Raw genomic sequence first — 26986 nt, 5'->3', positions numbered from 1 at the left:
AATCTTCTAAAAATATGCCGTTGATTTCCGCTGCGAGCGGACGCTTTCCGTGGGCACGGCTTCAGCCAATTCCCTCGCGCCGCTTCCCACGCGAAAAGCGGCCACTGAAATAGAAACCAGTAGTATTATTATTCATTCATTCTCTCTTTCAATCATTAAAATAGTGTATATGGTAATTTATTATATAATTTCTACGCAATAAAAAGAGTCGTCACTATGACGACTCTCCCATTTAGTTAGCGCTCATTTTAAATTCTAAGAATAGCTCGTTATATTTACCAAGCATTTCAAGACCTAGGTTTTTATATACTTCTAGATTTTCTCTAGCTTCTTCTAGAGGATAGAATCGCTCATCAGAAGTTACTTCTTCATCCATTAACTCAATTGCTGCAGTATTAGGGATGGAATATCCAACATAATCTGCATTTTGTGCGGCAACTTCTGCATCTAACATAAAGTTGATAAACTCATGAGCACCTTCCACATTTGCAGCAGTTTTAGGTATAACCATATTATCGAACCAAAGATTCGATCCCTCTTCAGGGACTGAATAATCTAATCCTTCGTTTTCCCACATCATATCAGCTGCTTGCCCAGAGAAAGTAATAGCTACGGAAGCTTCTTCATTTATCATTAGCTGAGTTACTTCATCTCCAATAATTGCTTTTACATTTGGAGTCAATTCCTTCAGTTTCGCCGTAGCTTCCAGCAATTCTTTTTCATCCGTAGAGTTAAGGGAATAACCGAGACTATTTAATCCCATCCCAATAATTTCACGTGCACCATCTACTAGTAACACTTCACCTTCTAAAGATGGGTCCCAAAGTGATTCCCAGCTATCAAAGGTCTGTCCGTCTAGAAGAGAAGGATTGAACACAACTCCAACTGTTCCCCAGAAATAAGGAATGGAGTATTTATTTTTAGGGTCAAATGCTAAGTCTAAAAAGTATGGATCAATATTGCTTAGATTCGGAATTTTAGAATGATCAATTTCTTGCAATAGGTCATTTTCTTTCATCTTTTCAATTGCGTACTCTGAAGGTACCGCAATATCATAAGAAGTTCCGCCTTGTTCTATTTTTGTCATCATTGCTTCATTGGAGTCAAATGTTTCGTACACAACACGATAACCTGATTCTTCTTCAAATTGAGAGATCAAATCGGGATCGATATATTCACCCCAGTTAAAGATAGTTAATGTATCACTACTGGCATTGCCAGAGCTTTGGTTTAAATATTTATTGACACCAAACAAAATGATACAAACGACAACAATGGCTATAGCTGCTCTTGTTATTTCTTTCATTTTCGAACCCCCATTCCGACAGGGTTTTTCCCGCGTTGGCTAACAAAATAATACCCAACTACGAGAACTAGTGTCACTATAAATATGATTCCCGATAATGCATTAATCGTTAACGTAATACCAGTTCTTGCCATCGAGTAAATTTCAACTGAAAGTGTGCTAAAGCCATTTCCTGTAACAAAGAAAGTTACTGCGAAATCATCAAGAGAATATGTTAAGGCCATAAAAAATCCTGCGAAGATTCCAGGTTTAACAAAAGGGATAATTACGCGTGTCAGAATATCCCGTTTGGATGCGCCCAGATCTGCTGCTGCATCAATGAGCGTACTATTCATGTCTTGTAGCTTCGGTAATACCATTAATACAACAATGGGTATACTAAATGCAATATGAGAAATTAATACGGATGCAAATCCAAGTTTTACCCCAATAGCTGTAAATAGTATCAGGAACGATGCACCAATAACAACATCGGGACTTACTATTAATACATTATTTAAAGAAAGGATAGATCTGCGCAGTGATTTGTTTCGCATAAATACAATGCCGATTGAACCAAATACACCAACTATTGTTGCTATTAATGCAGAAAGTAAAGCAACAATTACTGTATTGAGAAGTATCATGATCAAACGAGTATCTGAAAAGACAGCAGAATAATGTTCCCAAGTAAATGATTCAAAATTATTCATATTTCCACCACTATTAAACGAGTAAAAAATCAGATATAAGATAGGCGTATATAAAACGATAAATACAAGGGCTAAGTAAAACTTCGCTGACTTACTTGTTTTTTCCATTTGCATAAGCCCCCTTATCACGTTGACCAGTAATGATCATTATAATTACCATAAAGATGATTAAGAAAACGGCGATTGTAGAACCCATTCCCCAGTTTTGGGTAACTAAGAATTGCTGCTCAATAGCTGTACCCAAAGTAATAACTTTATTCCCCGCGATTAATCGAGTAATCATGAATAGCGAAAGGGAAGGGATAAATACAGCTTGAATTCCAGCTTTTACCCCATTAATGGTTAATGGTAGAATCACCTTTGAAAATGTCGTCCAGCTAGATGCACCTAAATCTCGACTAGCATCCATTAAGGAAGGATTTAACTTATCCAATGAATTAAAAATAGGTAAAATCATAAATGGGATAAATATATAGACTGATACAAAAACGAAACTAAAATCTGTAAATAAAATTTGTGTTTCTTCCAACCCAAATACATTTAGAAATGCATTTACAGGCCCATATAAACCAAAAATCCCGATAAAAGCATAAGTTTTCAATAATAAATTTATCCAAGAAGGAATGATGATTAACAGCAACCAAAGCTGTTTATGTCGTGTTTTTGTTAGCAAATATGCTGTTGGATATGCAATAAGTAAAGTAAAAAAAGTTATAAGAAATGCATACCAAAACGAACTCAAGGTTAACTTTAAGTAAACTGAAGTGAAAAAGTTTTGATAATTATCTAAAGTGAAGTTTCCACTTAAATCGAAAAAGGAATAATATGCAATTAAAGCAATGGGAGCCACAACAAATAATACAATCCACACATAATAAGGTATTAAATAAAATGCTTTGGTAGTTTTAGTTTGCATATGCGTCTTCTCCATAAGACTCGAGACGTTTGTCAAATTCTTCTTCTGTTTCATTTAAACGCATAACGTGAATAGCCTCCGGGTCGAAATCTAAACCAATAGAAGCACCAACGTCTGCTTTTTTCGTAGAATGTACTAGCCATTCATTTCCCTCATCATCGTAAGTAGAAAGTTCATAGTGAACTCCTCTAAATAATTGTGTATCTACTTTTACCTTCATTTTCCCTTTGTCAACAGCTGTTATTTCTAAATCTTCTGGACGAATGACGATATCTACTTTTTCGTTTGGATTTAGTCCTTGATCCACACATTCAAACTCTTTGTCACCAATTTTTACGCGGAAATCAGCGACCATTGTACCAGAAACAATATTTGACTCTCCGATAAAGTCAGCTACATAGCGATTAATCGGCTCATCATATATATCCATTGGAGTACCACTTTGTTCAATTTCGCCTTCATTTAACACGAAAATTTCATCAGACATTGCCAATGCTTCTTCTTGGTCATGTGTTACGAATATAAAAGTTTTGCCAAGTCTTTGTTGAAGCTCACGTAACTCATATTGCATTTCAGAACGTAATTTTAAATCTAATGCAGAAAGTGGCTCGTCCAATAGAATGATTTCAGGATCATTTACAATGGCACGTGCAATTGCTACACGTTGTCTTTGTCCGCCTGACATTTCAGCAATTTCTCTTTTTTCATAACCTACTAAGTTAACAAATTTCAAAGCTTCTATTACTTTTTGTTCTATTACTTTTTTGCCAAGCTTTTTAATGCGAAGACCGAATGCTACATTTTCAAATACATTTAAATGGGGAAATAACGCATAATCTTGAAATACTGTATTTACCTGTCTTTCATTGGCGGGGACATTATTAATGAGTTTGCCGTTAAAGTAAATACTTCCACTTGTAGGTTGCATAAAACCAGCGATTAAACGTAAAATCGTTGTTTTCCCACAACCAGATGGACCTAGTAAAGTATAAAATTTCCCTCGCTCTAACTCTAAGTTGATATTTTTTAATACGGTCGTTTCTGCATCATATGATTTTGTCACATTTTCAAAACGAATAATAGTATTGTCAGACATAATATACCTCCATTGTTATTTAAGTATCTTACAAATAAGAATTGTTAACGACATAGATTACCTTTGAAATTTCTTCCGCTGCATTTTGTAGAAGATGATTATCAGAAGCATCAAAATAAAGTGATTCACCAGCTGTAGCTATATAGTTTTGTTTACCTATAGTGAGTGTCACTTTCCCTTGTAGCACGTATATGAAAGTCTCGGAAAGAGAAGGTTCGAATTGTTTAAATTGTCCCCCAATATCCAATGAAATTAGTACTGGCTCCATTTCATTTTCATTGGATTCTGAAATTAGCCAATGAAGCTTGTACTTTTTTTCATCATCCAAGTAAATAGTCTGTTCTTCTTTCGGGTAGTACACTTTCGTGCGAGAATGATCATCGTCATCAAAAAAATCTTTTGGCTTGGAACCTAGGACGTTTAAGATTGAAAACAACGTTTCGATAGAAGGAGAGTTTATATCTCTTTCCAATTGAGATATAAAACCTTTACTTAAATCGGTTCTTTCACCTAATTCTTCTTGTGTCAGACCTTTTTTTAAGCGCAACTGTTTAATTTTTTTCCCGATTTGCATATTTTTAGGCTCCTTCGGAAATAAACTAGTATTTTTCAGACAAAGTTTATTTTAACACAACTTAAAGTTTACTTTAACAATTTATTTGAGGAATATCAAAATTTTTTTCTTAAACAGAACAAACGCTATTTTTGAAGAATGCATATACTAATGAATGCTGAAAGAAAGAAGGGATCTAGGCAGTGAAGCTACGTACTAAATTACCGTCATTTCCAATGGATACGAGATGGATAAATGGACAGATAAACAATGACAGACTAATAGGGGAAAAGCCCGTCCTAGTTTACTTTTGGTCAGTGAGTTGTTCATTATGTGGAGGAGCATATAATAACATTAGATTGTGGAAAGAAAAATATAAGGAAAACTTTCATGTAGTAGGGATTCATATGCCAAGATCTAGAGATGACTTATTCGAGAAGCCTATTCTAGATGCAATTCAACGAGGAAGGATGAAGGATTCTATCTATTTGGATCATGAACTAATCGTGACTAATCAATTTCAAAATCGAGTAGTTCCATCTTTTTATTTGTTTGATAAGAAAGGACTATTAAGGCATATGCAAGCAGGCGAAAAAGGGATGATGATGTTAGAAAAAAGGCTGCTTATGCTTATAAATGAAAACATAAAATAATGATTAAATCCCCTATCAATTAAAGGATTGGATATGTTAAACTTATCGCATTAGATATGTAGGGGGCATTTAGGATGCACAAAGAATTTGTTGTAGTCGGTTTAGGTAGATTCGGTGGTAGTATTGTCAGAGAGCTGATTGATCAAGGAGCAGATGTTATGGCAATTGATATAGCATCTGAACGTGTAGATGAGTTTGCGACCATCGCCACTCAGGCGGTAGTTGCTGATACAACAGACGAAGCTGTGCTGAAATCATTGGGTATTCGAAACTTTGAACATGTTATTGTAGCTATTGGAGACGACATTCAATCTAGTATTTTGACTACTTTAATGCTAAAAGAGATTGGCGTAAAGAAAATTACAGTCAAAGCACAAAATGATTACCATGAAAAGGTGTTAAGAAAAATTGGAGCAGATCAGGTAGTACATCCTGAAAGAGATATGGGTATTAGAATTGCAAACAATATTCTTTCCAACAATGTATTAGACTATCTTGAACTTTCTGATGAACATTCTATTATGGAAATAAGAGTCAATGAGAAAATAGCAAGTAAATCACTTATTGATTTAGATATCCGTGCAAAATATGGCATCAATATTGTGGCGATTAAACGAGGAAATAATATTATAGTTTCTCCACAGGCCGATGAAAATTTAATACTTAATGATGTATTAATCATTATTGGAGCGGACGTAGATATTATACGTTTTGAAAAGAAAGTATTATCTTAAGAAAAATATCAGTTTTATAAAAGAGACTGTTTGTGACTCATGTCATAAACAGTCTCTTTATGTATTAGTGAACTAATATATAACCCAAAGAAATCATTCTCCAAGTGTAAACCGAACTCATAATTACTATTTCTCGTGAAATACTAGGTTTACGAGGAGGTGTGAAATGTCCAAAAAACCGGTTAGTACCAATAAGGAAGATGGTCACTTAGCATGGTGGCAACTATCTCTTATCGGAGTAGGATGTATTATTGGCACAGGATTTTTCTTAGCTTCTAGCATAGCCATCCAAATGACTGGTCCTTCGGTTATATTGGCTTTCACTATGGCAGCTTGTGCTACCTATATTGTGTTTGAGGCACTTGCTAAAATGTCAGCGAATGATCCACAAAAAGGATCATTTCGAACTTATGCCAAAAAAGCTTATGGACGTTGGGCGGGATTTAGTAGTGGGTGGGTTTACTGGTGTTCCGAAATATTGATCATTGGTAGTCAATTGACAGCGATATCTCTGTTAACCAAACTTTGGTTTCCAAAAGTAGCTCTATGGATATTTGCATTAATTTATGCAATTTGCGGATTGTTAGTGTTATTCATAGGAGCAAAGGCATTTGGAAAACTAGAAAGTGTATTCGCAGTGATGAAAATTGCTGCTATTTTTATGTTCATCATAATTGCAGTTTTGGCATTGACTGGAGTAATAGATGGCAACCCTAAAGATAATATTCCAAGTACATTAGAAGGTTTCTTTCCGAAAGGAATTTTAGGTTTTTGGAGTGCTCTTCTATTTGCATTTTATGCACACGGTGGAATTGAAGTAATGGGTGTCATGGCTATTTATCTGAAAAAGAAAGAAGATGCACCAAAATCGGGTAAGGTCATGTTAGGATTACTTGGTATAATCTATGTCACGTCTCTTATTTTGGCGTTATTATTAATGCCATATACTAAATATAAGGATGACAAGAGCCCATTTGTTACAGCATTATCCGGTTTTAATCTGGATTTTTTCCCTCATGTTTTTACAGCTGCTATTATAATTGCGGGTTTTTCAACTATGTCAGCGTCCCTATTCTCAGTAACGACAATCCTTACTACCTTATCTGAAGAGGGGGATGCACCAGCCATATTTAGTAAGCAAACGAAAAAGAAGTTTAAGACGCCTTTACCAGCAATAGCTCTAACTTCTGTAGGTCTTATTCTTTCGATAGTTACTTCCTTGTTGCTACCAGATAAAGTTTATCAGTATATAACTACTGCAGCCGCATTGATGTTGCTTTATAATTGGCTGTTTATCTTAGCTATGTATCACAGGCTAGTGGACACAACGAAAGCTGATAAAGTAAAAAGAGTAATCGGTATTATTCTTGTTTCGGCAGCTGTCAGTGGGGCGCTTTTTCATTCAACTAGTCGACCAGGTTTCTTCATCAGCCTCATATTCCTATCAATTATCGCGATCATCGTATTATTTTTACGCAAAAAGTGGAAAAAAGAAGAGGTTTAAAAAAGTAATTGATAAGCTTGAATGCCAAAATAAATTCCGAAACCAAGCATGGACAAAGAGGAAATGATAGAAATGATCACTAAAAATTTATTGGAAAGAAACTTCCGTGCACCACTAGATAGGAAAGCCGTAAAAGTATCCCATAAAATAATACCCCCAATAATTGCAAAGCAATATAAAATGAGTTGACTATCCGTAATTTGTTGAGAGGCTTCAGCTAGTACTGAACCAAATATTCCTAACCAGAAAAGAATGCTTAAAGGGTTTAGCAAAGCCAAAAGAAATCCTGAAGATAATGACTGTCTAAATCTAATTCTTTTTTCTTTATGGTAATTTAACTTAATCTTATGGAGCGTTAGTAGACTTTCTATCCCGGTGTAAATTAGAACAAAGCATCCAAAGGACCTTAGAAATATTTTGATATATGGAGAATCAACAAATTGTCCCACTCCAAAATAGACTAACACCATATATAAAATATCAGCCAACAAAGCACCAAAGCCAAAAATCCATGCATGAAAGAATCCGTTCTTTATACCTGTATTTAATTGTGCCGCATTGACAGGTCCCACTGGTGCCGCTAAGGATATACCTAAAAAAATATAAGTAAATATTGAGTTCATACTAGATGCCGCCTCCATTGGAATGATATCCATGTATGATATTCAAAAGAGGGAACATGTACAACTAACTTTTAGGTAAAAAAAATAACCTCAGAATTTTAGATTCTGAGGTTATTACTTATACTTCCATAATAATCGGAAGTATCATTGGACGACGTTTCGTCTTTTCATATAAATAAGGACTTAGAACGTCTATAATTTCATTTTTTAGTTCAGACCATTCAGTCTCTTTACTTTGAATAGTGTATCGTAAATGTTTATTCAACATTTGTTGTGCCTCATTAATCATTGTTCCTGATTCACGCATATAAACGAAACCACGAGAGATAATATCAGGACCTGATACAATTTTTTTCTTCTCCATATCAGCACTTACTACAACAATAACTAAGCCTTCCTCTGATAAGACACGACGATCACGAAGAACTATATTACCAATATCTCCAATTCCACTTCCGTCAATATAAATATCGCCAGAAGGAATTCGGCCAGCAACATGTGCCTCATCAGCACTCAAGGCAAGTACTTCTCCGTTTTCCATAATAAAGGTATTATCCGGATCTACATCGCAATCTACTGCTAATTCAGTATGAATCTTCAGCATTCGATACTCTCCGTGAATCGGCATGAAGAACTTAGGCTTCATTAGACGAAGCATAAGCTTATTCTCTTCTTGTGAACCATGCCCAGATGTGTGAATATTATTTAATGAACCGTGGATTACTTCTGCTCCCGCACGGAATAGTAAGTTAATCGTACGATTGACACTTGCTCTATTTCCAGGGATAGGTGAAGAAGAAAATACTACTGTATCTCCAGGTTGAATTTGAATTTGTCGATGTGTACCGTTTGCGATACGAGATAATGCTGCCATCGGTTCCCCTTGACTACCTGTACAAAGTATAAGCACTTCGTTTGCTGGTAATCGGTTCAATGCGCTTACATCCACAAACGTTTCTTTTGGAGCTGTAATATAACCTAGTTCACGACCGATTGTCATAGCATTATCCATGCTTCGACCAAAGACAGCAATTTTACGTCCATGAAGAACAGCTGCGTCGGTTACTTGTTGAAGTCTATGAATATTAGATGCAAAAGTAGCGAAGATAATACGACCATCTACCTTACGGAAAATAGAATCCATGCTTTCTCCGACTTTACGCTCTGACATTGTAAAATTAGGGATTTCTGCATTTGTACTATCTGATAGTAAGCATAGCACTCCATCTTTTCCGATTTCAGCCATTTTTGTTAAGTTAGCTGGTTCACCTACAGGTGTGAAATCAAATTTAAAGTCACCCGTATGCACAATATTGCCGGGTGGTGTTTTTACCACTATCCCAAATGCATCTGGAATACTATGTGTTGTACGATAGAAACTTACAGAAGTTTTTCTGAACTTGATAACATCTTCTTCTTGAATAACGATCATTTTTGTTTGGCGTAGTAAGCCATGCTCTTCTAATTTATTTCTTAATAAACCAAGGGCAAGCTTTCCTCCGTAAACGGGTACATTAATTTGTTTTAAAAGATAGGGAATACCACCGATATGATCTTCGTGACCGTGAGTGATAAAGAGTCCTTTAATCTTGTCCACATTTTTTACTAAATAAGTGTAATCAGGAATTACATAATCAATGCCGAGTAAATCATCCTCTGGGAATTTAATACCAGCATCGATTAATATTATTTCATCTTGGAATTGAACGCCATATGTGTTTTTGCCGATTTCGCCTAGTCCGCCGAGGGCGAAAACCGCAGTTTGGTCATTTTTTACAAATTTCATATATTAAATCTTCTCTACTTTGTAATTCTCGCCGGCTTGTTCGTACTCTAAATGATTACCTTCAAGCAACTGAATTAATTCGATATTATATTTGCGGTCTATTAATAGCGCACGAACTTCGCGCTCAGTTTCAGCCTCTACATATAAACATTGTGTGTTTTCGCGAACTGGTACTTCTAGTACATTCTCTTGATAATAAACTTTAAAAATCATTTTATACTCTCCTTTTTCACGTTCAAAATAAATCAATTCTCTTTATATTATCATGACACTTATTTAAAATAAAGAAAAGCCCTCCATTTTAGAGGGCAAAAGTATTTTACCTGCGTTACGAGTAGTGTAATATCCCGATTTTAAGCCTTGTCCTAAAACTTTGGCGTTAGCGGGAGATTAAATTTACGTAAGCGGTCAAATGTTAAAACTATTAATCCTGTAGTGAAAAACTGAGGATTGAAGCCTACTTTAAGCAATCGTTTTGTTTCTAAGCATTCCACCGAGCCGTCTCAACCATTTCCTTTTCAGGCGTTTCAACATGGCTATTCACTCCTTATAGAGTATTATATACGCAAGAGTGAAATGTGTAAAGGATTATGACTGAAAAGTCAAATAATTCGCATTTTAGAATGGAGGATTTTTATGAAAAACAAAATTTTATTTTTTGATATTGATGGAACGATTTTAGACCATGATAAAAATATTCCCGATGGAGTAGAAGAGTCACTTCAAAAGGCCAGAGATAATGGACATGAAATTGTCATATCGACTGGACGCTCTCCTTTTACTGCTCAAGCTGTTTTAGATCGATTGAAAATAGATTCGTTTGTTTGTTATAATGGCCAAATTGTTCAGTTCAGAGGAGAAGTATTACATAAAGGGATTGTTGAGAGGGAAGAGTTGGCCCGACTAACGGAGTTTGCGAACAAAAGAAAGCAACCAGTTGTGTATATGGACAGTGATGAAATGGTTTCTAGCTTTCCAGATCACCAAGATGTATTCGATAGTATATCTACACTGAAAATAAATTTCCCGCGTTATGCAGAGGATTTCTATTTGACGAATGATATTCATCAAGCGCTTATCTTTTGCAGTTTAGAGGAACAAAAGGAATATGAACAAGCTTTTCCAAATTTAAAATTTGTCCGCTGGCACCGTGTTTCCTGTGATGTTCTTCCTAAAGGGATTTCAAAGGCTAAAGGGATGGATCTTTTGTTAAAACATATTGGAAGAGGACCCGAAGATGCGATAGCTTTCGGTGATGGCCTAAATGATATAGAAATGCTTCAGTTCGCTGGGACAAGTGTCGCAATGGGGAACTGTGTCGAAGAGTTAAGGGAACATGCTACCTTTGTTACGGATCATGTATCAGAGAGTGGGCTTTCCAACGCAATGAAAAAATTAAGGTTAATTTAAGGAGTTTACTAGATGTCCAAAAAGTTTGTCCTCATTTATGGAGATGCATTTGTCGATTATATTGCAGAAGATCAAAGCAATAGTCGATTCACAAAGTTTTTAGGTGGTGCGACCGTTAATGTTGCTGCAGGAGTAGCACGACTCGGAGCAGCATCTTCGTTCATAACTGTAACCGGAGAAAATGAAACATCTGAATTTGTTAGAAATGAATTAGCAGAGGAGGGAGTAGATCTATCCTTTTCGCAAATAGTTCCCGAAAAAGAGGTTAGCGGTGTATATGTACATCTCTTGGAGAACAATGAACGTCATTTTGAACGTTATGTTGATGTTACCCCTGACATCCAAGTAGACTTTTCCGCTATTAAGAACGAGATAATTCATGAAACATCTGTTTTTCATTTTTGTTCTGGTACCCTATTTCATCCTATAGCTCTTGGGACAACTAGAAAAATTGTAGAGAATATGAAAAAGTCAAATGTACTTATTTCTTTTGATGCTAACATTAGACCATTACGTTGGAGTAGTGAAGAGAGTTGTAGAGAAACCATCTCTTCCTTTTTTAACATGGTTGATATATTGAAGTTAACAGAGGAAGAATTATTCTTTTTAACGGAAACGACATCTATAGAAGATGGTATCAAATCTATGCAGCAATATAATATCGAGGCTTTACTTATTACTATTGGTGCAGAGGGGACTTATGCGGTGCTTCACGGGGAAGTAGTACATGTTCCGGTAGAAAAAGTAATACCAGTTGATACGACTGGTGCTGGAGATGCTTTTGTCGCAGGCATTCTTTCAAAGATATATTTGGAGGGGCATCCTTCCACAAAAGAGGACTGGATACGTTACATCGCATTTAGTAATAGGTTAGGTGGGATCTGTGCCACTAAACCTGGTGCATTATCTGCTATGCCAAGATTGAAAGACTTACAATAATGGAGAGTGCAAAATGGTGGTTATAGTTGGTGCAATTACAAATAAAAAGTCTCGAATAGCCATCATATCACTACTACAAACGACAAATTAAAAACTTGAATACGATAACTAAAACGCCGGTTCTACATACGTAGGACCGGCGTTTTGTGTAAAAGTTTAAACTCGTTCATAAGGTACCGAATCTGGAATCGGAGCATATGGATTTTCTTTGTTGATGTGATCATAAAACATGATACCATTTAAATGATCGAGTTCATGTTGGAAAGCAATAGCTGCTAATCCTTTTAAGCGTTTTTTAAATGGAGTTCCATCTGGGTAAAAACCTGTCGCGGTAATGCGTGCATATCTTGGCACATATCCTTCGATTACTTCATCTACAGATAAGCAACCTTCTCCAGCAGAAATATACGTTCTTTCTACGGAGTGACTAATTATTTTGGGGTTAACTGCTACGAAGCTTACTTCTAGATCGTTTTCATCTTCTAAGTGAAGTGCGAACATTCTTTTGTTAGCATTTACCTGTGGAGCAGCAATTCCAATTCCTGGTCGTATTTTATATTTTTCAACCATTTCATCGTCTTGGCTGTTAATAACATATTCCAGTAAATCATTGGCAAGAATTATATCTTCTTGTGATAATGGGAAGATAAGATCTTCTGTTTTTGTACGTAAAGATGGATGACCATCTCTGACAATATCATTCATTAAAATCATTTTTAATCGTCCTTTCAATGTTCATATATCTATTATAGCGAAATTTGTCTGTATACTAAACAAAAAACAGCCTATTCGTCAGTTGAATTTAATAGTTAATACAATTATAGTTGAATGGGTATAGGAGGTTACATGATGAAAATAAACAAATTTGTACTCATTTTAAGTAGTATATTACTACTTGCCGGCTGTAACTTTGGGGAGTCGACAGAAGAAAAGTTATCTAACATCTTAACGGAAATTTACGATCAAGAAGCCGATTATAGAGATGTACAAAAAGAACTAGCAGAAACAGAATCCAAAGAACAGGCAAACTTTCAGAAAATGATGGAACTGACTAAAGATCAAAAGGAAGAACTTACTACAATGGTGGAAGATACGGCAACTCTATTAGAAACTAGATTAACTTTAGTAGAAAAGGAAGCTGCATCGATAAACGCTACTACTGAGGATATTAAAAAAATTAATACACTTATTTCAGAAACCAAGGAAGCTTCGGAGAAAGAAACTTTAAAAAAAATGGAGACTTCATTGGAAGAACGTATTACAGCATATGAAGAAGTAACGACTAACTATAATGAGTTAGCTGATCTGCAACAAAATTTATATAATATGTTAATAGATGAATCTGCAGATATAACTGTCATTCAAGCACAGGTTCAAGATGTAAACATGCACAATGAAGTAGTGAAAAAATCCGTTGAAAAGTTTAATGAAGCAACAGCAAGGGTAAATGAAGTGAAGGAAGAAGTCTTAACTTCGTTACAGAAAGATGGAAAATAAAAAAGCAGCTCTACGCAGAGCTGCTTTTTTATATAAATATAGCAATCTGATATAGTACAGACATAATTTAGTAGTAGTACAGGTTATATAAGTTCTAATATTCCGACAATTAAATACATGGGTTTCATATGATTGACCCTGGATTTATTCTTGAGTATACTGAAAAGGAAATGTTGTTGTACTACTATAATTAAATAATAATTTTAATACAGAAGAAAAGGAGAGATGTAATAATGGTTGCAAACAAACCAGCGCAGTTAGACCCTATGAAAACGCTTCATGAAATCGAAGAAAAGTTTGAAATGTTTCAGATTTTAAATGAAGAAGGGGAAATTGTAAACGAAAAAGCAAATCCTAACTTATCTGACGAGGAACTAGTAGAGTTGATGAGTCGTATGGTTTATACACGTATTTTAGATCAACGCTCTATCTCTTTAAATAGACAAGGACGTTTAGGCTTCTATGCTCCAACAGCGGGTCAAGAAGCTTCTCAACTAGCTTCTCAATATGCTTTAGAAAAAGATGATTTTATCTTACCTGGATATCGTGATGTACCTCAAATAGTTTGGCATGGCTTACCTTTATGGCAAGCGTTTCTATTCTCACGTGGGCATTTTATGGGGAACCAAATTCCTGAAGGTGTAAATGTTTTCCCACCACAAATAATTATTGGTGCTCAATTTATCCAAGCGGCTGGTGTTGCACTTGGTATGCAAAAACGTGGTAAAAAAGCAATCGCCATTACTTATACGGGTGACGGTGGATCATCACAAGGGGACTTCTATGAAGGTATTAACTTTGCTGGAGCATTCCGTGTTCCTGCAGTGTTTATCGTTCAGAACAACCAATTTGCGATTTCTACCCCTCGCGAACTACAAACATCTGCTAAAACAATTGCACAAAAAGGAATTGCGGCTGGTATTCCTAGTGTTCTAGTTGATGGCATGGATCCACTTGCTGTTTATGCTGCTACGAAAGATGCTAGAGAACGTGCCATTAAAGGTGACGGACCTAGTCTTATTGAAACAGTATGTTATCGTTACGGTCCTCATACGATGGCTGGCGATGATCCGACTCGTTACCGTACTTCAGAAACTGATTCTGAATGGGAAAAGAAAGATCCATTAGTTCGTTTCCGTAAATACCTGGAAACAAAAGGTATCTGGAGTGAAGAAAAAGAAGCAGAAGTAATTGAAAAAGCAAAAGAAGAAATTAAAGAGGCTGTTAAGAAAGCAGATGCAGCACCAAAACAAAAAGTAACGGACCTTATCAATATTATGTATGAAGAAAATCCATATAACTTAGATGAGCAATTAGCTTACTACACTGAGAAGGAGTCGAAGTAACCGATGGCACAAATGACGATGATTCAAGCAATTACGGATGCACTCCGTACTGAGCTTAAAAATGATGAAAACGTTCTAGTCTTCGGTGAAGACGTAGGCGTTAACGGCGGAGTTTTCCGTGCAACTGAAGGATTACAAAAAGAATTCGGAGAAGATCGTGTATTTGATACACCACTTGCTGAGTCAGGTATTGGTGGTCTTGCCGTAGGTCTTTCCCTACAAGGGTTCCGTCCTGTTCCAGAAATTCAATTCTTTGGATTTGTTTTTGAAGTAATGGATTCTATAGCTGGTCAGCTAGCTCGTATGCGTTTCCGTACAGGGGGAGCATTTAATGCACCTGTTACAATCCGTTCTCCATTCGGTGGAGGAGTTCATACACCAGAAATGCATGCTGATAGTTTAGAGCTTCTTATGACTTCAACACCAGGTGTAAAAGTGGTTATTCCTTCTACTCCATACGATGCAAAAGGACTATTAATCTCTGCAATTCGTGATAATGATCCAGTAATTTTCCTTGAGCATATGAAATTATATCGTTCATTCCGTGGAGAAGTACCGGAAGAAGAATATACAATTCCTCTTGGAAAAGCTGATGTTAAACGTGAGGGTACAGATTTAACAATTATTGCTTACGGTGCAATGGTACACGAAAGCTTGAAGGCAGCAGAAGAACTTGAAAAAGAAGGGCACTCTGTAGAAGTAATCGATTTACGTACAGTTCAACCTTTGGATATCGAAACAATTATTGCTTCTGTAGAAAAAACGAATCGTGCAATGGTTGTTCAAGAAGCACAAAAACAAGCAGGGATTGCGGCAAACATTGTAGCAGAAATTACAGAGCGTGCTATTTTAAGTTTAGAAGCTCCAGTATTACGAGTAACTGCTCCAGACACTGTTTTCCCATTCTCTCAAGCAGAAACGGTTTGGTTACCGAATGCTACGGATATAGTAAATACAGCTAAAAAAGTTTTAACATTCTAATTTAAAATCTGCTATAGAAAGGGTGAATAAATTGTCATTTGAATTTCGATTACCAGATATCGGTGAGGGTATACATGAAGGTGAAATTGTTAAGTGGTTTGTAAAAGCGGGCGATGAGGTACAAGAGGACGATATTTTATGCGAAGTGCAAAATGATAAAGCGGTTGTAGAAATTCCATCTCCTGTAAAAGGGAAAGTTACAGAAGTTCTTGTAAGTGAAGGAACAGTAGCTATCGTTGGAGATGTGCTTATTAAGCTTGATGCTCCTGGTTATGAAGACCTTAAATTTAAAGGCGATCATAGTGATGAGGAAAAAGCAGAAGAAAAAACAGAAGCGCAAGTTCAAGCAACTGCTGAAGATGGCCAATCAGTAGACAAAGAAAAAGTTGAAACTCCTGCAAAAAATGTTGAAGCTTCAGCGGAGAAAGTGACGACAACACCTAAAGAACAACCAAAAGGTGATACACGCGTTATTGCTATGCCTTCAGTTCGCAAGTTTGCACGTGAAAACGATGTAAGTATTTCGGATGTAACGGGTTCAGGTAAAAATGGCCGCGTTTTAAAAGAAGACATTGAAACTTTCTTATCCGGAGATCAGCCTACTGCAGTGGAAGAAAAAGCTGAAACAACTACTAATGCAGAAGCTAAACAACCAACTAAACCTTCAGCACCAGTTACATTTGAAGGTGAATTCCCTGAAACTAGAGAAAAACTTTCACCGATGCGTAAAGCAATCGCTAAAGCAATGGTACATTCTAAACATACAGCTCCACATGTAACGTTAATGGATGAAGTGGATGTTACTGAACTTGTTGCACATCGTAAGAAATTTAAAGAAATTGCTGCTGAAAAAAATATTAAGTTAACATATTTACCTTATGTAGTTAAGGCTTTAGTAAGTACTTTAAGAGAATTCCCTGCGTTAAACACATCTTATGATGATGAAACAAACGAGGTAATCCAAAAACATTACTTCAATATAGGTATTGCAGCTGATACGGATAAAGGTCTATTAGTTCCGGTTATCAAAAATGCTGATCGTAAGTCGGTTTTCGCAATTTCAGATGAAATTAATGCACTAGCAGGAAAAGCGCGTGATGGTAAACTTGCTGCTGCCGAAATGAAAGGTGCATCTTGTTCTATTACAAATATCGGGTCCGCGGGTGGACAATGGTTCACTCCAGTTATCAACCATCCAGAAGTCGCTATTTTAGGAATTGGTCGAATTTCAGAGAAACCAGTAATAAAAAATAGTGAAATTGTGGCTGCACCTGTGTTAGCATTATCATTGAGCTTTGATCACCGAATGATCGATGGTGCGACTGCTCAACATGCGTTGAATCACATGAAGCGTTTGCTTAGCAGTCCAGAATTATTATTAATGGAGGCGTAAAAAATGGTAGTAGGAGATTTCCCAATCGAAACAGATACACTTGTAATAGGTTCAGGCCCTGGTGGATATGTTGCAGCAATTCGTGCAGCACAAACAGGACAAAAAGTCGTAGTTGTGGAAAAAGAACATATCGGAGGAGTTTGCTTAAACGTAGGATGTATTCCTTCTAAAGCATTAATCTCTGTTGGTCACCGTTTTGAACAAGCAAAACATGCTGATGATATGGGAATTACAGCTACAGATGTAAAAATCGATTTTTCTAAATCACAAGCTTTTAAAGACAGTGTAGTAAAAAAACTGACTAGCGGTGTTTCTGGATTATTAAAAGGAAACAATGTCGAAGTAGTTATGGGCGAAGCTTATTTTGTTGATGCTAATACTGTACGTGTAATGGATGAAAAATCTGCGCAAACATATACATTTAAAAATGCAATTATTGCAACAGGATCTCGTCCTGTTGAAATTCCAACTTTTAAATACTCTAAACGTGTTTTAAACTCTACTAGTGCATTAAGTTTACCTGAAATTCCAGAAAACTTAGTTGTAATTGGTGGAGGATATATCGGTACAGAACTAGGTTCAGCATTTGCTAACTTAGGTTCAAAAGTTACGATTGTTGAAGGTGGCGATGATATTCTTGCTGGCTTCGAAAAACAAATGACAACTATTGTTAAAAAAGGCTTGAAGAAAAAAGGCGTGGAAATAGCTGTTAAAGCATCTGCAAAAGGTGTGGAAGAGTCAGATACTGGCGTAGTAGTAACTTATGAAGTTGGCGGAGAAGAGAAAAAAGTTGAAGCTGATTACGTTCTAGTTACTGTAGGTCGTCGTCCAAATACGGATGAAATGGGTCTGGAGGAAATTGGCATTAAATTCGCTGAACGTGGATTATTAGAGGTTGACAAACAATGTCGTACAAGCATTTCTAATATTTACGCTATTGGTGATATTGTTGCTGGTCCTCAGCTTGCACATAAAGCATCATACGAAGGAAAAGTAGCTGCAGAAGCAATCGCTGGGCAAACATCTGTTGTAGATTACCTAGCAATTCCTGCTGTTTGTTTTACAGATCCTGAAATGGCTACAGTGGGTCTTAATGAAGCACAAGCGAAAGAGCAAGGATATGACGTTGCTGCAGGGAAATTCCCATTTGGAGCAAATGGTCGTGCACTAGCTTTAAACGCTACAGATGGTTTCGTAAAACTAGTTTCACGTAAAGAAGATGGTTTATTACTTGGAGCTCAAATCGTAGGTCAAGGTGCTTCAGATATGATCGCTGAACTTGGTTTAGCAATTGAAGCGGGAATGACTGTTGAAGATATTGCAATGACTATTCATGCTCACCCAACTTTAGGTGAAATTGCGATGGAAGCTGCAGAAGTAGTTATGGGTCATCCAATTCATATTCTATCTAAATAACTTCTAACTTAAGTTTAACAATAGACTTGTTCGCTTTTGCGGCAGGTCTATTGTTTTTATTGTGGAAAGAAATTCTTCTGTTAAAGTTAATATGACTTTCTATATTTGAATAGTAATGAAGGAAATTGGGGAAATCCGTCGAATGAATAATAAAGGGGTGATACATATGCTTGAAAACTCTAAAAGTATTGTAAGAAGAAAAGTAATAGTAAATATGAGTGAAGTGCTTGAAAATCATAGAGATGATCATCTTCATATTTTGTATAAGTACCGTGGATTAGAAAATTACACTTCACAGTTATTGAATTATATTGAAGACGGTATCGTAGCAGGTGATTACGTGGTTCTTATAGAGAACTCTCGTCTTTACCCTGTTATTCAAAAAGAATTAAACGCACGTTTAACAAAAGAACAATTAGAGTTAATTCATTATGTAAATAGTATGGATTTCTATTGGTCAAGTGGAAGTTATCATCCTCCCTCAATCGCAGAGTATTTTAGTAAAACAATACAGTCTTATGTGGAAAATAAACTTTCTTTTCGCGCATGGGCACATGTCGAGTGGGCTAGCATGGAAGAGCCGCTACATCTTATAAAAGATCTTGAGGAAATAGTAGATGAAGCGGTAAATTCACTTTCCTTTCCCTTAATCTGTGCATATGAAGGAGAGAAAATGCCAGACTTTCTCAAAAATAGTTTGATGGAAACACATCCTTATGTTCTATTGGATGACGACTTCATAATCTCTGAACAATATCAGTCTTCGAAAACACTCTAAGGAAATCCTCTTTAGTGTGTTTTCTTTTTAACTACTATCAATCTAGTTTGCCTGTTAAAATATAGAGGAAGGGACTGGGTGATTATATTGAAACATACAACTTGGATGATATCAGCAGTAATGTTACTTGGACTTTCTGCATGTAGTGACGGAGATGAAAAGCCTAAAACAGTAAAAGAAAGTAATGAGACTACTACAGTATCTCAAGAACCTGTAGTAGAAGAAGTGGAAGAGGTTGTAGAAGAAGAAGTAGTGATCCAAGAAACTGAAACACTATACGAGCTAAATGAGGCAAATTGGACATTCAAACCAATTGAAGATGCCAATCCCAAAGCAGTTTTGCTTACAATCGATGATGCTCCTGAAAAATACGCAGTAGAAATGGCAAAAACGTTGAAAGAGTTAAATGCACCGGCTATATTTTTCGTAAATGGTCATTTTCTAGACACAGATGATGAAAAGAATAACTTAAAAGCAATTTACGATATGGGATTCTCTATTGGAAATCATACGCAAACACATGTAAATTTAAAAGAGAGCTCTGAGGAGCAGCAAAAAGAAGAAATTATAAAAGTAAATGAGACAGTAGAAGCTGTAATTGGCGAAAAACCGAAGTTCTTCCGAGCGCCTTTTGGGATTAATACAGATTTTAGTAAGAGCCTTGTTAAGCAAGAGGGTATGCTTTTAATGAACTGGACATATGGATATGATTGGGAAAAACAATATCGGGATGCTGCTAGTTTGACGGATATTATGGTGAACACGGAATATTTGACAGACGGAGCTAATTTGTTAATGCATGATCGGGAATGGACTGCACAGGCATTACGAGGTATTGTGGAGGGTCTTCGTGCAAATGGATACGATTTAATTGATCCAAAAACAATTAAAGGAATACAATAATCTAAAGACCTTTGGATAATCCAAAGGTCTTCCTTTATGAATAAGAAAGTAGCTATTCTCTATTATTCTAAAATCACTTACCTGTTTTAAGACTTCCAGGAGGGCGAAGTACAGACAAACGTCCTTTGGTTACTGGGGAAGCTTGTCCAAATCGGGAACGCATTAAACAGGTTTTGTACTTAAAGATCCTGCGTATTTATGTCTGGTTATATTAATAGACAGTGTATCTAAATCGGCGTAGAATTATTCCCTATATATCTATCAGTTTCTTGGAGGTGGAAGCTTTAAAAGAAATTCTTTTAAAGCAAAAAAATGGTTAAAGTTATCCGAATTGTATTTCAAGTAATTATTTTATATCTTTTCTCGTTTATCGGGTCATGGATCGTTCAAAGTCTCTCTCTTCAATTTCCAGGGAGTATTGTCGGGTTGTTATTACTCTTTGTTTGCTTATATTTCAGAATAATACCGGTAGAACTTATAAAAGATGGGGCTGGATTTTTATTGGCTTTTCTAGCGTTATTTTTTATACCAGCGACTGTTGGAATTATGGATTATCCAGAACTCTTATCATGGGCTGGTTTAGGAATGGTATTAGCTATTGTACTTAGTACTGTAATTACTATTATTTTCACAGGAAGGTTCTGTCAGTACCTTGAGCGGAAGCTATTAGAAAAGGAGCTGATTGAATGATTGCATCCATGATGATAGTAGGAACTATTGTGCTTTTTTATATTATGTCTATCGTCTATAAACGATTTACATACCCGTTATTGTTACCTATTCTTTCTACAACTGTACTAATTGTTCTTATCTTAATAATTAGTAAAACACCTTATGATTCCTATATGTCTGGTGGAAAGTGGATAAATGAATTATTAGGGCCAGCTGTTGTTAGTATGGCCTATCCATTATATATTCATAAAGAGAAAATCTATAAATACAAGTTCCCGATTATCTTAAGTGTATTAAGTGCTCTTTTTTCAGGGATAATCAGTATTATGATATTATCTAAGTTATTGTCATTTGAAGAACATATTCTATTATCATTATTACCGAAATCCATCACTTCACCTGTCGCTATTCCGATAAGTGAAACAATAGGAGGTATACCAACTTTAACAGCTGTCTTCGTTATTCTTGCAGGTTTAGTGGGGGCTATTCTGGGACCATCTATTTTTAAAGTTTGTCGTATTGATAAGGCGATAAGTCGAGGGATTTCCATGGGAAGTGCTTCTCATGGTATTGGTGTATCTAAACTAGGAGAATACGGTGAGGAAACGTTAACAATGGGCTCTGTTTCTATGACTTTGAGTGCTATATTCGGGTCTTTCATTTTCCCGTTAATTGCTCTATTAATCTAGTTCTAAATTTAAGACTTCATTACAGTATGTGCATAATATAACATATAAAAAAAGGAACTCATCACCACGAGTTCCTTTTTTTGTCAATATATAGCTTGATGTTCTTTAATGACATGAATCATTTCAAGTGTATCGTCCTCAGGACCTTGTACAGGCAATCCTGCTTCCATATTCATCGCTATATAATCGATATTACCCTGTGTAATTATTTCCCCGGGAATAAAGATCGGAATACCAGGCGGATATACCATTACAAACTCTGCAGAAATACGTCCACTTGCCTCTTTCAGAGGTACAGACTCTGTAGCCGCATAGAAAGCATCTCTTGGAGACATGGCAAGCCCAGGTATTTCAGGCAAAGTAACAAAAGGTTCTAATACCACTGCATCGGATTCATGTGCTGCAACCATTCTCGAAAGAGCATTAACAAGTAAATTAACCTCTTTCTTTGTATCTCCTAGTGTAATAAGGCATAAAATATTATACAGGTCAGAAAGCTCTACTTCTATATTTGCTTTTTCTCTCAGCCAAATTTCCGCATCATAGCCTGTCATTCCTAAGTCTTTCACACTTATTAAAAGTTTAGTAGGATCAAAGTCAAATGTTGCAGACGTTTTTAAAATTTCATCTCCAACACAACGGATATGTGGAATAGCGTTAATACGTTTACGTGTATCTTTTGCAAGGCGAATGGCATCACCTATCAAGTCTTCCCCATGAATGGCTAACTGACGTCTAGCGGTGTCTAAAGATGCTAGTAATGGATAAGAAGTAGAAGTTGTCGTTAGCATAGACAAGATAGATTGTACACGCTTAGTAGAAACTAACCCTTTTCTTACATTCAATATAGAACTTTGCGTCATGGAGCCGCCTAATTTATGCACAGAGGTTGCAGCCATGTCCGCACCAGCTTGCATTGCAGAAATAGGAAGAGAATCGTGAAAATGTATATGAACTCCGTGCGCTTCGTCTACCACAACTGGAATTCCCTTTTCGTGAGATAGCTCTACAATTCTTTTAAGATCTGCTGCCAATCCAAAATAGGTAGGATTAATAACTAGTAGTCCTTTTGCATCTGGATGTGCCTCTAATGCTTTTTCCACTGACTCTACGGAAATACCATGAGAGATACCTAATTCTTTATCTACTTCAGGATGGATAAAAACAGGGATCGCACCTGCAAAAACAATAGCGGACATAATCGATTTATGTACATTTCGCGGAATAAGGATTTTATCTCCAGGTCCACAAATAGTAAGTATCATGGTCATAATAGCACCACTTGTCCCTTGAACGGAGAAAAAAGTTTCATCAGCACCAAATGCTTCTGCTGCTAAATGTTGTGCTTGTTTAATGACACCTTTAGGAGAATGTAAATCATCTAATGGTGCAATATTGATCAAATCTATTGAAAGTACATTATCTCCAACGAACTCTCGAAATGCAGGGTCCATCCCTTTTCCTTTTTTATGCCCAGGAATATGAAACTGGATTGGATGACGATTACGATGCTTAAGTAATGCATCGAATAATGGAGTTTCTAATTGTGACAACGCTCCAACCACCTTAAGATAAATTTTTTTAAAACAAAAGAAATTATAGCATCTCATGTTCATTAATACTATTAAAATAATTGTCATTTGTATCATCAGAACAATTTTATTACACTATTCATATAAGGGGGGATTAGAAATGACTTTTCAAACAAAGGTTACTGATTTATTAGGTACTAACTTTCCGATTGTTCAAGGGGGACTGGCATATTTAGCATACTCGGAGTTATGTGCGGCTGTATCAAATGCGGGAGGCTTAGGACAGGTAACTGCTATGAGTTTGAAGACGCCAGATGAGCTACGTAAAGAAATACATAAAGTAAGAATGTTAACGGAGAAACCTTTTGGTGTGAATTTCGCAATTGGACAGACTGGGAGACCATATGAACATATGCTCCAAGTTGCTATTGATGAAGAAGTTCCAGTGATATCAATGACTGGTGGAAATCCAGCTCCTATTTTAGAAAAACTAGCAAATACATCTATTAAAAAATTAGTGTTAGTTGCAGCTAAGCGACAGGCTCAAAAGGCAGAACAACTTGGGGCGGACGCAGTAATGGTTGTTGGACAGGAGGGCGGGGGGCATTTAGGTAGAGATGATGTCGGATCTATCGTGCTAATTCCTCAAGTGGTTGACGCTGTATCCATTCCAGTAATCGCTTCTGGTGGTATTGCAGATGGTCGAGGATGGATGGCTGCTCACGCACTTGGAGCAGAAGGGATTGAAATGGGGACAAGGTTCATCGCCACAAAAGAATGTATACATGCCTCCATGGCTTATCAAAATACATTAATAAAGAGCGGAGAAATGGATACAGTAGTTATCAAAAGATCCATTGGTGCTCCGGCAAGAGCTTTAAAAAATAGTTGGACTGATGAAATTTTAAGTATTGAAAAAGAGAATCCAACATATGATGCTCTTAAGGACTACATTAGCGGTAAGGCTAATAAGCAATTTATATATGAAGGCGATGAACGAAATGGATTTGGATGGGCTGGGCAGTCAGTCGGGTTAATCGAAGATATACCTTCCGTACAGGAGCTATTCAATCGAATGGAAATGCAAGCAATGAACATACGAAATAAATGGAAATAATAGGAGGCAATATTATATGGAATACACATATCCTTTCTCTTTGGATTGGTCCACAGAAGAAATAGTAGATGTAGTGCAATTTTTTGAAGCGATAGAAAAAGCATATGAAAATGGGATCAAACGAGAGGAACTATTAAAGAGATATCGTAGGTTTAAAGAAATAGTACCTTCTATTGCAGAAGAGAAAACATATTTTCGTGAATTTGAAAAAGAAAGTGGTTATATAAGTTTTCCTATTATTAAAAAGATGAAAGAACAATCGGAGAATATTATCATTAAAGGATAAAAATACCTCCTATACTCAAATAGTATAGGAGGAAAGTTTTTTACTTCATTTGGACCATCGTTTTATAAATTGGTATTAAATGATCAAAAGTTTCTTCTGCAAATTTCAAAAATTCTTCCTCCGTAAATTGAACTGCTTCGTCTTTACTAATATGGCGGCCTACTAAAAATTCTGCTTTTTTTACATCTTTTAACCGTACCAGCAGTTGTTCAAGACCTTCTTTCTTTTCTTTTTTTAACAAGGAGGCATCTGGCTTCATATGATCACCAGAAATGATAAAGTCCGAAGGCAAGTTGTTAAACAAACTTTTTTTCTTTAATAATCGTTCAGCAATGTTCACTTTATCGGGTGCTTCATAAATAACCGCCAAGATAATAAAAGCATGACTTCCCCATAACCCTATTTGGAAGTGAGGGAGTGCCTTGTAGCCTCTTTTATAAGGTGCAAATGCTACCCAACTATCTTTTGGAGGATTCACTGACCGTCTAGCATGCTTTGCTACATGAGCGTAATACTCTTGTCCGAGTAATGTAGAAAAATAATGACTATAATGATTTCCTAACTCTTCGAACTTAGGTCTAACTTTTTCGATCAATCCAGCCATTCTGTTTTCAAGTCCATCTATTTGAAAGACATCAAAATCTTCCTTTGTCCAAAATGTTTTGCTCATATGTAAACTCCTTTCAACTTCTATGTTTATTTTATAGGAAAATTGGGTAAAAATCTTGTAAGTAGTATTTTTCAGTAGACATTATTTATATAACCGCATACTTTATTATAAAGAATCTTCTGAATATTACGATACAAAAAAAGAAGGGGTGGTAGTGATGAGACAGGTAGTGCATATTATTCGTAAAGAAGACTTGGAAAAAGAAAAAATACAAACATTAAAAATGGAGTTAGACTATGAACTTGCAACGTTATTTGATGCAATGACGACTAACAATGAAAAAGAGATAAATGGATCTAAAACCCGCCTAGCTGAGATTCACCAGCTTTTGGAGGAACTCAATGCTCTCGATTAATGTTCCAATTATAGGAGTACCTTAAAAAAACACCTGCTAATGATAAGACAGCCGGTGTTTTTTTCTTTATACTAATAACATAAGCGTTAAAAAGGGGTGGAACAATTGGATTTACACAAGCTAGATACATACGCAAAGTCTTTAATAAAGGAAGCGGCATATAACATTAAAACTTCCTTATCTTCTGAACTCATTATTGAATCGAAATCCGAAGCCAATGACTTGGTTACTAATATCGATAAAGAAACAGAGCAATTTTTTATTAGGCATATAAAAGCAGATTTTGCTGAGCATCGAATATTTGGTGAAGAAGGATTCGGTGATGACATAAAAGATTTAAACGGCTATGTATGGTTACTTGATCCGATAGACGGTACAACAAACTTCATACACCAAAAACAAAATTTTGCTATCTCATTAGGAATATTTAAAGATGGAGTAGGAATTCTTGGGTATATATATAATGTGATGGAGGATTCATTACTTAGTGGGTCCTTAAATGGTGGTGCCTATCTGGATGATTTGCGGTTGCCGAAGTTAAGTTCTGCTTCAGTGGAGGAGGCAGTCGTGGGAGTAAATGCAAGATGGGTAGTGCCAAATAGATATGTACATTATGAAGGGATGGTGAAATTACTTCAAACTGTTAGAGGTACTCGGTCACTTGGTTCTGCAGCAATCGAAATATCATATGTAGTAACAGGAAGGCTAGATGCCTATATGTCCATGCGATTATCGCCTTGGGATATAGCCGGTGGATTGGTTATTGCAAAAGAGGTCGGAGCAATTGCTACGAATTTAGCATTTGAACATCTAGATTTACTAGATGCTGATAGCTTTATCGTGTCTAAACCAGGATTACATGAAGAATTATTAAAGGATTATATTCAACTAAAATAAAATCCAGCAGTATGAATCCTGCTGGATGGTATCTCGTATTTAAAGTAAACCTTCATCACGCATTTTTTTCTTTGTTTTGAAACCAAATCCCATAATAACAAATAATAAGATAAGAAATATAAAAACAAGTGGAATATTTCGCAATGCAATAGCGATTCCTATAAGTGCCATTGATAAAATTGCACCTAGAGAATATAGAACAAAAATCCATTTAATACTACCCAAATTGATTACCTCCAAAA

At 36.1% G+C, this 26986-nt stretch carries 31 protein-coding genes; 18 read left to right on the top strand and 13 right to left on the bottom strand.

Translation table 11 applies throughout. The features are described 5' to 3' along the window. Window positions 1–232 precede the first annotated feature (232 nt). The 5 genes from BM260_RS04680 to BM260_RS04660 are packed head-to-tail and all read right to left on the bottom strand — an operon-like array spanning window position 233 to window position 4584. The gene (locus BM260_RS04680; protein ID WP_093535462.1) at window positions 233–1306 is read right to left on the bottom strand and encodes an ABC transporter substrate-binding protein; all 1074 of its coding nucleotides are present in this window, start codon (window positions 1304–1306) and stop codon (window positions 233–235) included. Continuing rightward, a complete protein-coding gene (locus BM260_RS04675) occupies window positions 1303–2106 on the bottom strand; it encodes an ABC transporter permease (protein WP_093535460.1) in 804 nt (267 codons plus the stop codon). The genes BM260_RS04680 and BM260_RS04675 overlap by 4 nt, the downstream gene beginning before the upstream one ends. Beyond that, a complete protein-coding gene (locus BM260_RS04670) occupies window positions 2090–2914 on the bottom strand; it encodes an ABC transporter permease (RefSeq protein WP_093535458.1) in 825 nt (274 codons plus the stop codon). Before BM260_RS04670 ends, BM260_RS04675 begins: the two co-directional genes overlap by 17 nt. Beyond that, window positions 2904–4010 (bottom strand): ABC transporter ATP-binding protein, encoded by a 1107-nt coding sequence (locus BM260_RS04665; RefSeq protein ID WP_093535456.1) that lies wholly within the window; start codon window positions 4008–4010, stop codon window positions 2904–2906. The genes BM260_RS04670 and BM260_RS04665 overlap by 11 nt, the downstream gene beginning before the upstream one ends. Before the next feature lie 28 nt (window positions 4011–4038). Continuing rightward, window positions 4039–4584 (bottom strand): helix-turn-helix domain-containing protein, encoded by a 546-nt coding sequence (locus tag BM260_RS04660; protein WP_093535454.1) that lies wholly within the window; start codon window positions 4582–4584, stop codon window positions 4039–4041. Window positions 4585–4766: 182 nt separating this feature from the next. On the opposite strand from BM260_RS04660, the gene BM260_RS04655 reads away from it, so the two are divergent. The 3 genes from BM260_RS04655 to BM260_RS04645 all read left to right on the top strand — a co-directional run bounded on the left by BM260_RS04655 (window position 4767) and on the right by BM260_RS04645 (window position 7454). Beyond that, window positions 4767–5216: a thioredoxin domain-containing protein gene (locus BM260_RS04655; protein WP_093535452.1), complete on the top strand. Its 450-nt coding sequence runs from the start codon at window positions 4767–4769 to the stop codon at window positions 5214–5216. Window positions 5217–5290: 74 nt separating this feature from the next. Then, the gene (locus BM260_RS04650; protein ID WP_093535450.1) at window positions 5291–5950 is read left to right on the top strand and encodes a potassium channel family protein; all 660 of its coding nucleotides are present in this window, start codon (window positions 5291–5293) and stop codon (window positions 5948–5950) included. A 166-nt stretch (window positions 5951–6116) separates the two neighbouring features. After that, window positions 6117–7454 (top strand): amino acid permease, encoded by a 1338-nt coding sequence (locus BM260_RS04645; protein WP_093535448.1) that lies wholly within the window; start codon window positions 6117–6119, stop codon window positions 7452–7454. On the opposite strand, the gene BM260_RS04640 is transcribed toward BM260_RS04645, so the two are convergent. The 4 genes from BM260_RS04640 to BM260_RS18755 form a co-directional block, all read right to left on the bottom strand. Beyond that, on the bottom strand, window positions 7451–8110 hold the full coding sequence (locus BM260_RS04640; protein WP_407691698.1) for a LysE family transporter: 660 nt from the start codon (window positions 8108–8110) through the stop codon (window positions 7451–7453). The two genes, BM260_RS04645 and BM260_RS04640, sit on opposite strands and share 4 nt — an antisense overlap. 85 nt (window positions 8111–8195) lie before the next feature. After that, complete coding sequence (gene rnjA / locus BM260_RS04635; protein WP_093535444.1) at window positions 8196–9863, bottom strand: ribonuclease J1; 1668 nt, start codon at window positions 9861–9863, stop codon at window positions 8196–8198. 3 nt (window positions 9864–9866) lie between these two features. Continuing rightward, complete coding sequence (locus BM260_RS04630; RefSeq protein ID WP_093535442.1) at window positions 9867–10076, bottom strand: DNA-dependent RNA polymerase subunit epsilon; 210 nt, start codon at window positions 10074–10076, stop codon at window positions 9867–9869. Window positions 10077–10228: 152 nt separating this feature from the next. After that, entirely contained in the window at window positions 10229–10357 is a 129-nt protein-coding gene (locus BM260_RS18755; protein WP_281249737.1) for a hypothetical protein, read from the bottom strand. A gap of 142 nt (window positions 10358–10499) precedes the next feature. Between BM260_RS18755 and BM260_RS04625 the strand changes: the two genes are divergently transcribed. Further along, complete coding sequence (locus tag BM260_RS04625) at window positions 10500–11273, top strand: Cof-type HAD-IIB family hydrolase (RefSeq protein ID WP_093535440.1); 774 nt, start codon at window positions 10500–10502, stop codon at window positions 11271–11273. A gap of 12 nt (window positions 11274–11285) precedes the next feature. Then, entirely contained in the window at window positions 11286–12212 is a 927-nt protein-coding gene (locus tag BM260_RS04620; protein ID WP_093535438.1) for a carbohydrate kinase family protein, read from the top strand. A gap of 156 nt (window positions 12213–12368) precedes the next feature. Here BM260_RS04620 and def read toward each other — a convergent pair whose 3' ends face one another. Continuing rightward, window positions 12369–12926 (bottom strand): peptide deformylase, encoded by a 558-nt coding sequence (gene def, locus BM260_RS04615; RefSeq protein ID WP_093535436.1) that lies wholly within the window; start codon window positions 12924–12926, stop codon window positions 12369–12371. A gap of 135 nt (window positions 12927–13061) precedes the next feature. Here def and BM260_RS04610 point away from each other — a divergent pair, with 135 nt between their 5' ends. The 9 genes from BM260_RS04610 to BM260_RS04570 all read left to right on the top strand — a co-directional run bounded on the left by BM260_RS04610 (window position 13062) and on the right by BM260_RS04570 (window position 21887). After that, entirely contained in the window at window positions 13062–13709 is a 648-nt protein-coding gene (locus BM260_RS04610) for a YkyA family protein (RefSeq protein ID WP_175496186.1), read from the top strand. Between the two features lie 233 nt (window positions 13710–13942). Continuing rightward, window positions 13943–15055, top strand: coding sequence for a pyruvate dehydrogenase (acetyl-transferring) E1 component subunit alpha (gene pdhA, locus BM260_RS04605; protein WP_093535432.1), 1113 nt, complete (start codon window positions 13943–13945; stop codon window positions 15053–15055). A 3-nt stretch (window positions 15056–15058) separates the two neighbouring features. Continuing rightward, complete coding sequence (locus BM260_RS04600) at window positions 15059–16036, top strand: alpha-ketoacid dehydrogenase subunit beta (protein ID WP_093535430.1); 978 nt, start codon at window positions 15059–15061, stop codon at window positions 16034–16036. 31 nt (window positions 16037–16067) lie between these two features. Next, window positions 16068–17429, top strand: a complete 1362-nt coding sequence (locus tag BM260_RS04595) for a dihydrolipoamide acetyltransferase family protein (RefSeq protein ID WP_093535428.1) — start codon at window positions 16068–16070, stop codon at window positions 17427–17429. 3 nt (window positions 17430–17432) lie between these two features. After that, complete coding sequence (gene lpdA, locus BM260_RS04590; RefSeq protein WP_093535426.1) at window positions 17433–18845, top strand: dihydrolipoyl dehydrogenase; 1413 nt, start codon at window positions 17433–17435, stop codon at window positions 18843–18845. A 166-nt stretch (window positions 18846–19011) separates the two neighbouring features. Further along, window positions 19012–19623 carry an MEDS domain-containing protein gene (locus BM260_RS04585; RefSeq protein ID WP_093535424.1) on the top strand — a complete coding sequence of 204 codons (612 nt, stop codon included), beginning with the start codon at window positions 19012–19014 and terminating at the stop codon, window positions 19621–19623. Window positions 19624–19710: 87 nt separating this feature from the next. Next, window positions 19711–20526 carry a polysaccharide deacetylase family protein gene (locus BM260_RS04580; RefSeq protein ID WP_245762638.1) on the top strand — a complete coding sequence of 272 codons (816 nt, stop codon included), beginning with the start codon at window positions 19711–19713 and terminating at the stop codon, window positions 20524–20526. 312 nt (window positions 20527–20838) lie between these two features. Next, window positions 20839–21216: a CidA/LrgA family protein gene (locus BM260_RS04575; RefSeq protein ID WP_093535422.1), complete on the top strand. Its 378-nt coding sequence runs from the start codon at window positions 20839–20841 to the stop codon at window positions 21214–21216. Next, window positions 21213–21887 (top strand): LrgB family protein, encoded by a 675-nt coding sequence (locus BM260_RS04570; protein ID WP_093535420.1) that lies wholly within the window; start codon window positions 21213–21215, stop codon window positions 21885–21887. The genes BM260_RS04575 and BM260_RS04570 overlap by 4 nt, the downstream gene beginning before the upstream one ends. Window positions 21888–21970: 83 nt before the next feature. Here the strand turns inward: BM260_RS04570 and BM260_RS04565 are convergent, their stop codons facing one another. Then, entirely contained in the window at window positions 21971–23440 is a 1470-nt protein-coding gene (locus BM260_RS04565; RefSeq protein ID WP_093535418.1) for an aminotransferase class I/II-fold pyridoxal phosphate-dependent enzyme, read from the bottom strand. 139 nt (window positions 23441–23579) lie between these two features. Between BM260_RS04565 and BM260_RS04560 the strand changes: the two genes are divergently transcribed. Together BM260_RS04560 and BM260_RS04555 are read left to right on the top strand one after the other, a co-directional pair. Next, complete coding sequence (locus tag BM260_RS04560) at window positions 23580–24536, top strand: NAD(P)H-dependent flavin oxidoreductase (protein ID WP_093535416.1); 957 nt, start codon at window positions 23580–23582, stop codon at window positions 24534–24536. A gap of 16 nt (window positions 24537–24552) precedes the next feature. Further along, window positions 24553–24822, top strand: a complete 270-nt coding sequence (locus BM260_RS04555; protein ID WP_093535414.1) for a UPF0223 family protein — start codon at window positions 24553–24555, stop codon at window positions 24820–24822. Window positions 24823–24862: 40 nt separating this feature from the next. Here BM260_RS04555 and BM260_RS04550 read toward each other — a convergent pair whose 3' ends face one another. After that, the gene (locus BM260_RS04550; RefSeq protein WP_093535412.1) at window positions 24863–25492 is read right to left on the bottom strand and encodes a YktB family protein; all 630 of its coding nucleotides are present in this window, start codon (window positions 25490–25492) and stop codon (window positions 24863–24865) included. 157 nt (window positions 25493–25649) lie between these two features. Here BM260_RS04550 and BM260_RS04545 point away from each other — a divergent pair, with 157 nt between their 5' ends. Next, window positions 25650–25847: a hypothetical protein gene (locus BM260_RS04545; RefSeq protein ID WP_093535410.1), complete on the top strand. Its 198-nt coding sequence runs from the start codon at window positions 25650–25652 to the stop codon at window positions 25845–25847. Between the two features lie 105 nt (window positions 25848–25952). After that, complete coding sequence (locus BM260_RS04540; RefSeq protein WP_093535408.1) at window positions 25953–26744, top strand: inositol monophosphatase family protein; 792 nt, start codon at window positions 25953–25955, stop codon at window positions 26742–26744. A gap of 39 nt (window positions 26745–26783) precedes the next feature. Here BM260_RS04540 and BM260_RS04535 read toward each other — a convergent pair whose 3' ends face one another. Next, window positions 26784–26969, bottom strand: a complete 186-nt coding sequence (locus BM260_RS04535) for a YlaF family protein (protein ID WP_093535406.1) — start codon at window positions 26967–26969, stop codon at window positions 26784–26786. Window positions 26970–26986: the final 17 nt, after the last annotated feature.

The organism is Psychrobacillus psychrotolerans, assembly GCF_900115805.1.
GTDB lineage: Bacteria > Bacillota > Bacilli > Bacillales_A > Planococcaceae > Psychrobacillus > Psychrobacillus psychrotolerans.
This window is presented reverse-complemented; position numbering and strand designations above follow the sequence as displayed.